The sequence below is a fragment of the Streptococcus parasanguinis genome (assembly GCF_040908565.1).
Lineage (GTDB): Bacteria > Bacillota > Bacilli > Lactobacillales > Streptococcaceae > Streptococcus > Streptococcus parasanguinis_AC.
On the sequence record NZ_JBDGEA010000007.1, the window covers coordinates 38,289 to 52,107 of the forward strand.

12 protein-coding genes are annotated in these 13,819 nt (G+C 40.0%); 3 read left to right on the forward strand and 9 right to left on the reverse strand.

What is annotated here, in order from left to right; translation table 11 throughout:
* The first annotated feature begins 168 nt into the window (after nucleotides 1-168).
* Nucleotides 169-1,416 carry a carbohydrate-binding domain-containing protein gene (locus AB5Y61_RS04800; protein WP_368403388.1) on the forward strand — a complete coding sequence of 416 codons (1,248 nt, stop codon included), beginning with the start codon at nucleotides 169-171 and terminating at the stop codon, nucleotides 1,414-1,416.
* A gap of 92 nt (nucleotides 1,417-1,508) precedes the next feature.
* The gene (locus AB5Y61_RS04805; RefSeq protein WP_368403350.1) at nucleotides 1,509-2,171 is read left to right on the forward strand and encodes a DUF4947 domain-containing protein; all 663 of its coding nucleotides are present in this window, start codon (nucleotides 1,509-1,511) and stop codon (nucleotides 2,169-2,171) included.
* A gap of 371 nt (nucleotides 2,172-2,542) precedes the next feature.
* Here the strand turns inward: AB5Y61_RS04805 and AB5Y61_RS04810 are convergent, their stop codons facing one another.
* Nucleotides 2,543-5,338: a YhgE/Pip family protein gene (locus AB5Y61_RS04810; protein ID WP_368403351.1), complete on the reverse strand. Its 2,796-nt coding sequence runs from the start codon at nucleotides 5,336-5,338 to the stop codon at nucleotides 2,543-2,545.
* Nucleotides 5,339-5,471: 133 nt separating this feature from the next.
* Between AB5Y61_RS04810 and AB5Y61_RS04815 the strand changes: the two genes are divergently transcribed.
* Nucleotides 5,472-6,005, forward strand: a complete 534-nt coding sequence (locus AB5Y61_RS04815) for a TetR/AcrR family transcriptional regulator (RefSeq protein ID WP_368403352.1) — start codon at nucleotides 5,472-5,474, stop codon at nucleotides 6,003-6,005.
* Nucleotides 6,006-6,155: 150 nt separating this feature from the next.
* On the opposite strand, the gene rpsD is transcribed toward AB5Y61_RS04815, so the two are convergent.
* The 8 genes from rpsD to AB5Y61_RS04855 all read right to left on the reverse strand — a co-directional run bounded on the left by rpsD (nucleotide 6,156) and on the right by AB5Y61_RS04855 (nucleotide 13,804).
* Nucleotides 6,156-6,767: a 30S ribosomal protein S4 gene (gene rpsD, locus AB5Y61_RS04820; RefSeq protein ID WP_003002210.1), complete on the reverse strand. Its 612-nt coding sequence runs from the start codon at nucleotides 6,765-6,767 to the stop codon at nucleotides 6,156-6,158.
* Between the two features lie 205 nt (nucleotides 6,768-6,972).
* Nucleotides 6,973-7,704, reverse strand: coding sequence for an ABC transporter ATP-binding protein (locus AB5Y61_RS04825; RefSeq protein WP_368403353.1), 732 nt, complete (start codon nucleotides 7,702-7,704; stop codon nucleotides 6,973-6,975).
* Nucleotides 7,697-8,692 (reverse strand): ABC transporter substrate-binding protein, encoded by a 996-nt coding sequence (locus AB5Y61_RS04830; protein WP_368403354.1) that lies wholly within the window; start codon nucleotides 8,690-8,692, stop codon nucleotides 7,697-7,699. Before AB5Y61_RS04830 ends, AB5Y61_RS04825 begins: the two co-directional genes overlap by 8 nt.
* Nucleotides 8,693-8,748: 56 nt before the next feature.
* Nucleotides 8,749-9,507 carry an ABC transporter permease gene (locus AB5Y61_RS04835; protein WP_368403355.1) on the reverse strand — a complete coding sequence of 253 codons (759 nt, stop codon included), beginning with the start codon at nucleotides 9,505-9,507 and terminating at the stop codon, nucleotides 8,749-8,751.
* A gap of 210 nt (nucleotides 9,508-9,717) precedes the next feature.
* Nucleotides 9,718-9,990, reverse strand: coding sequence for a Veg family protein (locus AB5Y61_RS04840; RefSeq protein WP_003009183.1), 273 nt, complete (start codon nucleotides 9,988-9,990; stop codon nucleotides 9,718-9,720).
* A 1-nt stretch (nucleotide 9,991) separates the two neighbouring features.
* Nucleotides 9,992-11,350 carry a replicative DNA helicase gene (gene dnaB / locus AB5Y61_RS04845; protein ID WP_003018603.1) on the reverse strand — a complete coding sequence of 453 codons (1,359 nt, stop codon included), beginning with the start codon at nucleotides 11,348-11,350 and terminating at the stop codon, nucleotides 9,992-9,994.
* Nucleotides 11,351-11,375: 25 nt separating this feature from the next.
* Nucleotides 11,376-11,828 carry a 50S ribosomal protein L9 gene (gene rplI / locus AB5Y61_RS04850; RefSeq protein WP_003002156.1) on the reverse strand — a complete coding sequence of 151 codons (453 nt, stop codon included), beginning with the start codon at nucleotides 11,826-11,828 and terminating at the stop codon, nucleotides 11,376-11,378.
* On the reverse strand, nucleotides 11,825-13,804 hold the full coding sequence (locus tag AB5Y61_RS04855) for a DHH family phosphoesterase (protein WP_368403356.1): 1,980 nt from the start codon (nucleotides 13,802-13,804) through the stop codon (nucleotides 11,825-11,827). The genes rplI and AB5Y61_RS04855 overlap by 4 nt, the downstream gene beginning before the upstream one ends.
* Nucleotides 13,805-13,819: the final 15 nt, after the last annotated feature.

Here is a 13,819-nt window from a genome sequence, read left to right on the forward strand (position 1 = left end):
GTATGGATACGACTTACGTGTTTCCTAGTTTAATGGGACTTTCTTAACTGGTCATTAATCCAAACTTAAAGAAAACTAAAGTTAAGATTCTTTTCAGAAAAACTTTAGGAAACTTTCAGCTAGCAACTTTAGACTAGGAGCATATCAATGGAACGAGAGGAAAAGCTCATGAAATCAAACAAATGGAAATTTTTATTAACGGGGGCCGCAACCCTCACCCTACTAACAGCGTGTAGCCAAGAATCATCTCAATCAGCTACAACAAGCGCAACAACAACTGCTTCTACTGTCTCAAAGAAAACGACTAAAACCAAGCAATCTGACTATTTTACCGAAAAAGATTCAGATACCTCATATGATGAAAGTAAAGCATCTACTGTAAAACTATCTGGTTCGTCTGCAACTGTTTCAGGGGATGGCGTAGCCGTTTCTGGATCAACTGTGACCATCTCGAAGGCCGGAACTTATGTCATCTCTGGTGAATCCGATGGGGTTCAAATCAAAGTCGAAGCAGGTGACTCAGATGATGTTCATATCGTCTTAAAAGGTGTTACTATGTCCAACACCAACGCACCAATTTCTGCTACGAAAGCGGGGCATGTTTACCTGACTCTAGCAAATGGCACGACCAATACCTTGTCTGATTCAAGTTCAAACAGTGATGAAGATGCCGATGCGGTCATCTTCTCTAAAGGCGACCTCACCATCAATGGTTCAGGTACGCTCAATATTGATGCCAAGAAGAACAACGGGATAAAGGCTAATGACACTCTTCACATCACGGGTGGAACCTATAAAATCACAGCTGTAGGAGATGCCTTCAATGTCAATGACGAACTCAATATCACTGGCACGACCATGACCATTGACGCAGATGAAGATGCAGTCAAGGTGGATAATGATGAGGATACTTCGGTCGGAACCATGTACCTTTCAGATAACAAAATGACCATCACAGCAGGAGACGATGGCATCCATGCTTCTGGTGATCTGATCATCGATAGCGGAACCTATAAGGTAACCGAGTCTGTCGAAGGTCTCGAAGGAAAATCGATCACCATTAACGGTGGAGATATCACCATCTATGCAACCGATGACGGGGTCAATGCGGCTAATGCCAATGCCAACCAAGATGAAATTTTCTTCACCATGAATGGTGGAACCCTCAACGTTGAAGTTGGCCAAGGGGACACCGATCCAATCGATTCGAATGGAAATATCACCGTTACCGGAGGAACCATTAAATTAACAGGTCAATCTGGATTCGACTTTGATGGTACTGCTACCTACACCGGTGGAGATATCTATATCAATGGTGAAAAACAAACAGAAATTGTCAATTCCATGCCTGGAGGCGGTGGTGCTCCCGGCGGTGGCGGGCCTCAAGGTGGTGGTCCTGGAGGCGGACATCCATAATAACAAATAAAGGCAGGATTTCTTCCTGACCTTTTTTTGTTACTCTTTTTATGATAGAATAGAAAATCAATCAACTTGTTGAAAGGAACATGATGAAAAAACAGACACTACCTCTTTTCTTCACACTCTTGCTGTCTCTTCTTTTTCTATCAGCCTGTGTGCCGGACCTTAAGATCAATTTTAAACAAGAGCCTACTACTACTAGCTCAAAAAAGAAAACCACTAAAAAAAGTAGCTCGAGTCGTTCAACTAGCTCAACTAGCACAGGTAATTCCTCTAGCTCTCCCTCAACTACTACGGAAACCACTTCTGACATCATCACAACCGAAGGGCTCCCTAGAAATGCCCAAGAAGCACCCAAGGATAAAATTTATGCAACAGGGAACTTAAAAGTAGCCTACTCTAGAAATGACGACAATATTTTTGTACAAACGCCGGATTATGAAGGGTATACCACTGCTCTTGTCCAAAAAATCCTTGGAAATCCAGAGAAACAAATAACAGACCCTGCTTATATTAGCGAATCTTTTCAAAATATTGAACTAGAAAATATTAAAAATCTCTACCGTAAGGAGAAAATTACAGAAGAACAAGCTCATGCCTTTTTATTGGGGGCAGTTGATCTGAAACAAGCTTCTAAATTTGGAGTAGCCTACACCATTTACACCTATAAAAACAACACCATCCAATTGGTCTTTGAAAACGACCAACTCCTCTATATTACGCCAAATCCTGATGTTGTCTTCTTTAAATAATTTACATTCTCGCTTAGACAAGCTAGAATTAGAATCTAGACAAACTATTTTAAAGTAAAATAAGTTAAATGATTCTGCAAAAAAAAATAAAAATGAGTTCCAATTTTTAAATCAATTCAAGGAAATACCGAAACTCTCCACTGTGAGAAAAGTGCCTGAAATGTTGTTTCAGGCACTCGGAATTATTGAGACCTTAGGCTCAATAATTAGTCATGGAACTTCGAAGAAGTTCGCTGACGTCCGTACTCACCTAAGGAAAGTTTTTAATATGACTTTATCTTCATTCTGATTCTCGCTTAAACAAGCGAGAATTTTTGTTTCACATGAAACAAAAGACTCCCAACACATCCATTGTTGGGAGTTCTTGAAGATTAGTCCTCTTCATATTTTTTGGGATTATAGAACCACATTCCGAGACCTGCAAAAAGAGCAATGGTCATCAGAAGAAAGACCACTTGATTTCCAATTTCTCCTGTCATCGAAATCGTTTGACGAAGACCAGAGACGGTATAGCTCATTGGCAAGAATGGATGAATGGCTTGGAAAAATCCATTTGTCAAAGCAAGAGGATAAGTTCCTGCACTAGAAGCCAATTGCAAGAGCAAGAGGATCAACGAGAGGAAAGCACCGACCTTTCTTTGCCATGTTGTTAAAGCGGTCACGGTAGACATGAAGGCCACACTACCGATCACACAAAGGAAGAGGGTAGCCATCTCATGATTGGCAGATAAACCAATCAAGTGAACAGCACCATAGACCAAGATTCCTGCAACCACCGCAATGGTTCCATTGACCTCAAAGCGAGATTTAAACCATGCCCAACGACTTTCAGGATGACGACCAGATGGCAATTTTGCAAAGATCATATTGGTTGACAAGGCACAAACAAAGAGTGCTACAGAGATCATATAAGGAGCCATTCCGACCCCGTTTACAGGGACATTATCTTGATCTGTTTTAGAAGTCGTAACAGGATTGGCTAAGGTTTTTGCGTTTTCTTTTTCAGTTGTAGCAGCATTCAATTGTCCCTTAGCATCGTTTAATCCTTGACTCAAGGTTTGGCTTCCTGTTGCTAATTCACCTAAACCGTTTGTCAATGTTTGGCCACCCGTTGCTAATTTGCTGGACCCTTCTGAGATTTGATTTGCTCCGTCAGCTAGTTTATCAGCCCCATTCACCAATTGACTTGATTTTTCTGTCAACTGATTGACACCAGTGACAAGTTTGTTGACACCACCTGCCAATTCTGGAGTTTTGCTGTTCAATTGTCCTACACCGTCAGCTAATTTTCCAGCACCGGCAACCAATTCACTAGACTTACCTGTTAATTGTGTTGCTCCTGAAGCCAGTTGATTCATACCTGATGTCAAGGCAGGCATCTTCCCATTTAACTCACCTAGTCCAGAAGTTAATTGATTACTTCCTGCAAGCAATTCCGATGATTTACTATCTAGTTGGCCAACACCTGCTGCTAACCGACTAGCACCATCTGTTAAAGTGTTACTATTGGTATGAAGTTGGCTTGCCCCACTAGCGATTTTATCAACACCAGCTGTATAAGCGCCAATTCCTTGACTGATGGTTTGACTAGCTGGTAACAATTGTCCACTAACTGCGGATTGGATTTTAGACAAGCCACTTGACAAGTCTGTCAAGGTTGAAGAAGCTGTTGGTAAAACTTGATTGGCTGCAGTTTGCAGCTGTGTCAAGCTATTTCCTGTATTCAAACTACTTTGGATCGTTTGGATCGTTGTCAAAATCCCTTGAGCTGCTGTTTCACTCGTGCTTGGACTCGATGAGATCGCCGCACTGATTTCCGCTTGTTGATCAGCTGTCATTGCTTGATAAGCTGCTGTCCCTTGCACACTTGCAAGGGCATTTGCACGATCCGCTTGGGCTGAAGCAAGGATCGCTTGGGCTGAATTCGCAATACTCGTCAAGCCAGATGAAAGTTGACTGGTATCTACCGAAGCATTTTGAATCGCTGCATTTAATTGGTTCAAACCAGCTGCCAATTGATCAATCTGAGCTGATTGGCTTGTAGAAGCTTGCAGCTGGCTTGATAATGTTTGAATACCTGATTCTAATTGAGAAACTCCATTTCGAAGAGTAGTGGATTGACTACTTAATTGACCCGCTCCCTCTGATAATGTAGCGACTCCATTTGTATAGGTCACTAAACCATTTGAAAAGTTAGATAGACCCGAATTCAATTGACGCACGCCATTGGTATAATTCCCAAGACCGTCATTGAGTGTCCCCATACCGCTGGTTAATCGACCAACTCCTGAGGCCAACTGAGGGGTTTGACTCGCCATTTGATTGAGACCATTTCCTAATTGATCCACTCCGGTAGCGTAAGCCATCAAACCTGTATTAAAAGTACCAAACCCATTATTTAATTGATTGACTCCAGATACCAAGTTTGGAAGTTGACCAGCCATTTGATTAAGACCATTTCCTAATTGACCAACACCATTTGTATAGGCTGCTAGACCCGTACGAAGGGTGGTTGCACCATCTGAAAATGTTAAACTGGAACTAGCTAAGGTATTCAAATTAGTGGTCAGTGTTTGCCCACCGTTTTCCAACTTTGTTGCACCATCTGCCAATTTAGCACTTCCATCTGCCGCTGTCCCCATACCAGATTTAAGCGATCCCATTTTGGAAAATAAAGCTGTTGTATAAGTGTTGGTCACTTTTTCAGCCACTGTCTGCTGCATTTTTGTCATCGCAGAGTCGCTCATTTTTCCTGCGATAAAACTATGACCACTGGACGTTTGGTAATCAATAGTCATCTGTTCCGGATGATTGGTTAAGATGGAGCTAGCTTTTTTTGAAAGATCCTCAGGTAGGGTTACAATCATATAATAATCGCCATTTTTTAGACCATCTTTCGCAGCTTTCTCATCTACAAAATGAAAATCAAGCGAATCGTTATCCTTTAAATTGGACACCATGTCTTTCCCGATTTCCATTTTTTGTCCATTATATGTAGCAGATTGATCCTTATTGACAACCGCTACAGGAAGATCCGAAACCTGACCATATGGATCCCACATGGAAGATAGAAAAATAATATTATAAAGAGCTGGAATCAACGCAACTCCAAGCATGACAATGATAAATGTCGGCTTTTTAAGAACAGCCTTCCATTCTTTCATCATATTTTTTGTCTCCTTTTTATACACAATGTCTAAATTTCTGATATAATAGATTATACAGTTTCTAGAAAATTTCACAAGTAGGAATTTCATTTTTTGGACACTGTGTATAATTTTGTGCAAAAAGGATTAACAGATGACTGAGAGCAATAAACGATTAAAAACAAAACGAAATATTGAGGAAGCAATGGTTCAACTACTCGAAAAGGAATCATTCGACCAAATCACAACGGTTGAGTTAGCGCAAGAATCCGGCATTAGTCGCTCTAGTTTTTATACCCATTATCGAGACAAGTACGACATGATCGAGCGCTACCAACAAGCACTCTTTCACAAACTTGAATACGTCTTTGACAAACACCAAGACGACAAGCGTCAAGCGATTACAGAGGTGTTTGAATTTCTAACCAAGGAGCCCCTCTTTGCAGTTCTTTTGACAGAGAATGGAACCAAGGAGATTCAAACCTTCTTACGTCATAAATTGCAGATTCTATTAGTTGATAGTTTGCAAGAGCGCTATAGTCATAAATCATTAACAGATATTGAAAGAGTCTACAGTTCTGTCTATCTGACCAATGCCTTCTTCGGAGTCTGTCAGATGTGGGTTTCTCGCGGAAAAAAAGAAAGCCCTCAACAAATGGCTGAATTTTTAATGAAAATGTTACGGTAACAGTGCCTCCTGATCTAGATAGATCAGGAGTTTTTTATTATAAGGCTTCAGTTTTAATAAAACAAAAAGGGTAGCTAACCCAGAAATCAACGGTTTAAGACAAAACAAAAAGCCCACAACCATGGGCTTTTCGTAAGATATATCTTAAAATTAAAGCATTTTGTTGTAGAATTCAACGACAAGTGCTTCGTTGATTTCTGGGTTGATTTCATCACGTTCTGGAAGACGTGTCAATGAACCTTCCAATTTGTCAGCATCGAATGATACGAATGCTGGACGTCCAACTGTAGCTTCAACAGCTTCAAGGATAGCTGGAACTTTAGCTGATTTTTCGCGAACTGAGATCACTTGACCTGGAGTTACACGGTATGAAGGGATATCAACGCGTTTTCCATCAACAAGGATGTGACCGTGGTTAACGAATTGACGAGCTTGACGACGAGTAGTCGCAAGTCCAAGACGGTAAACAACGTTATCCAAACGACGTTCCAAAAGAAGCATGAAGTTGAAACCGACAGTTCCTTCTTTAACTTTAGTAGCTTGTACGAACAAGTTACGGAATTGTTTTTCACCAAGTCCGTAAGAGAAACGAAGTTTTTGTTTTTCAGCTAATTGCAAACCGTATTCTGACAATTTTGAACGGTTGTTTGGTCCGTGTTGACCTGGTACGTAGTTACGACGTGCCAATTCTTTACCTGTACCTGTAAGTGACAAGCCAAGACGGCGAGATTGTTTCCAAGATGGTCCTGTATAACGTGACATGTGAAATGTCCTCCTATAAAAATAATTTTTGTAGGAAATAACGTTTTAGACAAACCTGATTCGTTCAGAAAGCCTTCGCCCAAACAGCAAAGGTTACTTTTCTAGCTGACTTCCTGTTGACGAGCTTCATTTTGTCCTGCTGTCATTTCGCACAAACTCTATTTTATCACGGAATCGAGACTTTGTAAAGTCCTTCAAAACAATTTCAATGAAATTCAGACAATAATTCTATGATTCGTTTTTTATATTGCAATTGTTGCCAATCTCTATCCATTGCTGGATCCCATTTTAAAGGAAGATCGGCAATAATTTCACCGGGATTATGATTCAAGATATAGACCCGGTCACTCAATGTCAAAGCTTCTTCGATACTATGAGTGATCACCAGAGTTGTGAGACCAAGACGTTCCTTACTTTCTAGATACCAGTGATAAAGATCCTGCCTTGTCAATTCATCTAAGGCACTAAAAGCTTCATCCAATAGGAAGACAGAATGACCCAGAAGATAGGTTCTCAATAGCGCCACCCGTTGCCGCATCCCCCCACTCAGCGCATTAGGATAAAGGTTGGAGATACTTCCCAATTTAAATTCATCTAACAATTTTAGAGCTGTAGATGTCGCCTCTTCCTTAGGAATCTTTTTTAATTGAAGGGGAAGAATAATATTTCCCAATACTGTCTTATGTTCTAACAAAAGATCCTTTTGTAGCATATAGCTGACTTTCCCAAAAGAGATCGGAGCATCATCTACTTCTATAGCGCCCTTTTGTAAGGGAAGGATCCCAGCAATTAAATTAAACAAGGTTGATTTCCCTACCCCACTCGGACCTAGAATAGAGACGATTTCTCCTTTTTGCACTTCTAGTGATACATTATTTAAAACTGCTTTATCTCCAAAAGAGAAACTTACATCTTTTACGGTTAAAATATCAGTCACCTACCAATTCGTTTGTGAAACCTTTGTCTCTTAAGTCATTTGAAACCAAACCTTGCTCTTTTGCCCAAGCATAAAAAGCATTCCACCGCTTAGAATCAAACTGCCCCCACTTGTCCTTGTCTGAAGCATATTGACTGGAAAGATATTTTTGGGAAGCCAGGACAAAATCACGCTGGTTTGCCAAGGCAGGGGCCTGTTTGATCAAGATATCCGCAGCTTCTTCTGGATGCTCTATAGCATATTGGTAGCCCTTTTTAACCGCTTGAATGAATTTTTTTGCTTCCTCTTTATGAGACTTCAAATAGTCATTGTTAGCAATAATAACAGGCGAATAGTAGTCAAATGCAGGAACAAAATCTTTCATGTAAAAGAAGTTCGTCTTCATTCCCTTTTGCTCAGCTAAAATTCCATCCCAACCATGATAAATCCAAGCAGCATCAAAGACCTTATTTTCAATTGGCGTAATGGAATTCGAGTCACTATTTGGAACCAATTTTACTTGATTAAAATCAGCCCCTTCTTTTTTCATCATAGATTTGATCATTTCCAATTCAATCGGATCATTCCAGGTACCATACTGCTTCCCAGACAAATCCCTGGGACTTTTAATTTCTGCATCTTCTCTTGAAATAATCCCTGACGTATTGTGTTCGACGATAGCTGCAACAGCGGTAATACCCGCACCTTTATCCAATTTCTTGGCCATAGAATCTTGGAAATAAATACCAAATGGAGCTTTCCCATTGATAATCAAATCAGAACTACTGTCTTCCGGGGGAAGTTTTATATCTACATCCAGTCCTGCATCTTTAAAGTACCCTTTTTCCTTAGCTACATAGAGACCCGTATGATTGGTATTCGGGGTCCAATCTAGAATAAAATCAATCTTTTTCAAATTGCTTGACGATTGCTTGACAGAATTTTGGCAAGCCACCAAAAAAACAACTCCACAAATAATCGATAAAAACAAAGCTAACTGCTTCTTCATAAGAAATACCTCTTTTACATTATTGTCAATTTATTTTTACACCATTTACAAGTTTGTCAACCCTTTTTCCATTTCAGAATAGTTTTTTCTAATTGGTCAACGAGAAACATACCGAGTAAACTAATAGCAGAAATTAATACAATGATAGCAAACATTGTATCATACTGAAACAACTTCTTCGATTGGATCATATAAACTCCCAATCCATCAAATCCTCCTAACCATTCTGAAACAACCGTACTGATAAAAGCATAGGATACACTCACACGTAAACCTGCAAAAAAATAAGGAAGTGCTGCAGGAATTTTATAGTGGACTAAGGTCTGAAAACGGTTGGCTTGCATAATCTGAAACAATCTCAAGATATCATGATCGCAATGCCGAAAACCATCTAAGAAACTAACTACAATGGGAAACACCACCGTAATAATGATCAAAACAAGCTTTGGAAGGATACCATAACCAAACCAAAGAACCAAGATGGGGGCTAAGGCAATCGTCGGAATCGTCTGTATGATAACCATAAAAGGATAGACTAGATCATTGACCCATTGAAAACTATCCATGACAATCGCTAAACCTGCAGCCAGAAGAACCCCTATAACTAGTCCGAGCAAGGCTACTTGAAGAGTAGACAAGCTGTGATGAAGCAGAAGCGCTCGATCCCGAACAAAGGCAGTCCCAATTTCAAGCGGTGTCGGCAATACAAATTTTGGCAAGATGTTTAAAACCCCTGCCAACTGCCATAAGACAAGAAGACTGGCAACCCCTGCAATCCCTATCAACTGCTTTGAATATCTATTTACAAGAGACATCGTAACCTCCTTTCTCAAAAATAAAAAAACGCCTCCTAAAAGGAGACGGATAGCACAAGGTCACTCATAACGAAAAATACATTTCATTTGTTTCCTACGCTGGCATTACCCAGATCAGGTGCGGTCGAAGCTTACACTTCCTCTCAGACTGTACACAGACTCCCATATGTATTTATTATAATAACTGATTTAAGCGATAAAAGCAAGAAATTAATCCAAATAACGAATTAAATTTTTCTCTGTTAAAATATCTGAATAGGTGTAAGACTCTACGTAGGTATTAGCTGGTTCACCTGGCAGGCTATTGTCATTTGTATACTCAATAATAAATAAAGAAGGATAGACCTCAATCAAGCGTCCGAATTTATTCTTTTGGCGTTTCCGTCCATTTTCAAGCGTCATTTCAACTACTTGTCCTTCATGAGCTTTGATCTCTTCTTTAATTTTTTTCATTTTCGCAACATCTGTAAATGCATCACTCATTTTATTGATCCTCTCTCTTTGAAATGCTTGAGAATTTATTGTATTCCTTTTGGAAAATTAATTCTACTGTTCCACGCGCGCCTGAACGGTTTTTTTCAATAATCACTTCAACCGTATTATTGGGCATGCCATCTTCTTCCTCTTCACCAGCCCGATCATAATAATCATCTCGGTACAAGAAGGCAACAATATCTGCATCCTGCTCAATCGATCCAGATTCACGAATATCAGAAAGAACAGGACGTTTGTCTTGGCGCTGTTCCACACCACGTGACAGCTGACTCAAAGCAATAACAGGTACTTTTAGTTCCTTGGCCAAAATTTTTAACTGACGGGAAATTTCTGAAACTTCCTGTTGACGGTTTTCTCTTCCAGTCCCTGTAATCAGCTGCAGGTAGTCAATCAGAATAAGACCAAGGTTCCCTGTTTCCTGTGCTAATTTTCTTGCTCTCGAACGAATCTCAGTAATCCGAATTCCTGGAGTATCATCAATGTAAATACTCGCATTGGCCAAATTCCCTTGGGCAATAGCATATTTCCGCCATTCTTCATCCGTCAATTGACCTGTCCGAATCGAATGAGATTCAATCAAGCCTTCAGCTGCTAACATCCGGTCGACCAAACTTTCAGCACCCATTTCTAATGAAAAAATAGCCACTGTCTTGTCCAGCTTTGTTCCGATATTTTGAGCAATATTTAGAGCAAAAGCTGTTTTCCCTACTGCAGGACGAGCTGCTAAAATGATCAACTCTTCCTCATGTAGCCCTGTTGTCATATGATCCAAATCGCGGTAGCCCGTCGCAATACCCGTGATATCAGATGTTTGAAGCGAACGAGCTTCCAAGCTACCAAAGTTACTATTCAAGATGTCTCGAATATTTTTAAACCCACTACGATTTGCATTTTCACTAACATCAATCAGAGCTTTTTCAGCACCAGCTATTATTTCATCTGACGGACTCGCACCATCATAAGCTTGATTAATACTTTCCGTTAATCGAGAGATCAACCGACGTAGGACAGCTTTTTCGGCTACAATCTTCGCGTAATACTCTGCGTTGGCTGAAGTTGGTACCGAATTGATAACTTCTACCAAATAGGAGAGACCGCCAATATTTTGGAGATCTCCTTGACTATCTAAAATATTTCGAACAGTCGTCGCATCAATCGCATCCCCACGGTCAGCCAGATCAATCATGGCTTTAAAAATCAAACGGTGCGAATACTTAAAGAAATCGCCAGGCTCGATATATTCACGAACAAAGACCAATTTCCCCTCATCTATAAAGATGGCTCCCAACACTGATTGTTCAGCCTGGATATCCTGAGGTTGTGTTCGTAATTCCTCTATCTCAGCCATAAAAAAACCTTTCTATCGATCGTGTTTACCCTTCGTTTACACGAATATTAATCACACCTGTAACATCTTGATAAATTTTTACAGGGACGTCAATCAATCCTGTTGAACGAATTGGAGAGGAAACTTGGATATGACGTTTATCAATTTTAATGCCAAATTGTTTCTCAAGCTCTTCTGCAATCTTTTTATTGGTAATAGAGCCGAAAGTACGGCCATCTGGTCCAATTTTTTCAGTGAATTGAACAACTGTTGCTTCTTCTTCTAATTTCGCTTTAATCTTTTGCGCTTCCGCTAACAATTCAGCATGCGCTTTTTCTTCTGATTTTTGCTTTCCACGAAGCTCCCCGATTGCTTGGGCGTTGGCTTCTTTTGCAAGATTTTTCTTGATCAAAAAGTTTTGTGCATAACCAGTAGGCACTTCTTTAATTTCGCCTTTTTTACCTTTACCTTTTACATCCGCTAAGAAAATAACTTTCATTCTACATTCTCCTTTTCAATAGTTACTTCGTTTTCAATAGTCTCAATCAGTTGTTGACGAATACTCATCAAATCTTGACCCTCAATTTGAGAGGCTGCCGAGTTGAAATGACCTCCTCCTCCAAGCTGTTCCATGATACGCTGTACATTGACTTTGCTTCGACTTCGTGCAGAAATTGAGACAGTCCCACTTTGATTACAAGCAATGACAAAGGTTGCTTCCACCTCAGACATGGCTAGCATACTATCAGCAGCTTTACTAATGGTTACTGAATCATAAGCTTTAGACGTATTCGCACAAGCTACGATGATATGTGGCAAAATCTTTTCACCAGTCAAGATCAGTTCGTTCACTTCGCGGTACTCGTCAAACTGAATCGCAGAGATCTCCTGGATGGCTACACTATCACTACCTCTTGAGCGAAGGTAACTCGCCACATCAAAGGTCCGACTCGTCACACGAGCAGAAAAATTCTTAGTATCCAGCATGATCCCAGCCATTAAGACACTAGCTTGAATCTTCGTCAACCGATTTTTCTTCGATTTCTGGAACTGAATAAGCTCACTGACTAATTCACTCGCACTACTTGCTCCACTTTCGATATAAGTGATCAGAACATTTTCAGGGAAGTCATCATCCCGACGATGATGGTCAATAACAATAATCTGTTGAAATTCCTTATAAAACTCTTTAGAAAGGGTCAAGGCCGTCTTAGAATGGTCAACCATAATCAACAAGGAGCGATCCGTTACCATTTGCATGGCTTCCTCTAAGGTAAGGATTTTCGTAACTTGTTCATCTTCTAATTTCTCAATCGCTCTTGAAATATCACTAGCCATTGCATGCGGGTCGTAGACCACATAAGAGGAAGCCAAAATATTGCTAGAGAAAAACTGCATTCCCACAGACGCTCCTAAAGCATCCATATCCAAGTTCCGATGTCCAACTATGAAGACTTGATCAACGGATTTAATCTTATCCGAAATAGCTGTCATCATAGCGCGTGTGCGAGTCCGAGTCCGCTTGACAGCCGAAGCTGTTCCCCCACCAAAGAAGATAGGGTTTTTCTGTTCATCATTTTCCTTGACAACCGCTTGATCCCCACCACGAACTTCCGCAAGGTTTAGGTTCAAGAGAGCCACTTTACCAATCTCATCATGCTCCCCGTCACCGTACGAGAATCCCATACTTAAGGTAACAGGTAGCTCACGATTTTTAGCTACTTCACGGAATTGATCGATGACTGAAAACTTCGATTCCATCAATTGTTCCAAGACCGTGTAATCTGTAAACAAATAGAAACGGTCCATTCCCACACGTCTATAAAACATATGGTAATGAGCTGTAAACTCTTCTACAAAGTTGGCAATAAAACTATTGATATTGCTAATATCAGAGTCTGAAATGACATCTTCTAGATCATCATAGTTATCAACAGAAATAATACCGATAACAGGACGAGTTGTCACCAAGCCAACTGTCGCCTCATACTCACTAGATACATCAAAAAAGTAAACAACACTAGCTGTCTGATCAAAATAAACAGAATATTTCTTATCAGCTATTGTAATAAAATGTCCAATGCCTTCAAACAAATTGTGAATGAGTTTTTTCAACAATTCAACATCAAAATCTCCATCATCCGTCGAAAACATCAATTCTGCATAGGGGTTAAACCACTCTACTTCATTAGTATCGCTATTAATTTTAATCACCCCAACTGGCATTTTATCTAGTAAAGATGCCAGTCCATTTTCTGCCTGATGATTGACATATTGGATTTGTTCCAACTCATCCAGTTCAACCTGCTTTAATTGATGAAGAAAGAGATAGATGATTCCTGAAAGAATAAAAAAGATTACAATTAAATTTGCAAATGTTCCACCCATTAATCTAGAACTAATGGCTAAAATAATAAAAGATAATAACCCTACCATACAATAATGAATAGGGGTCAAACGAAATTTTTTCATCATAAACCTCTTCTCGGA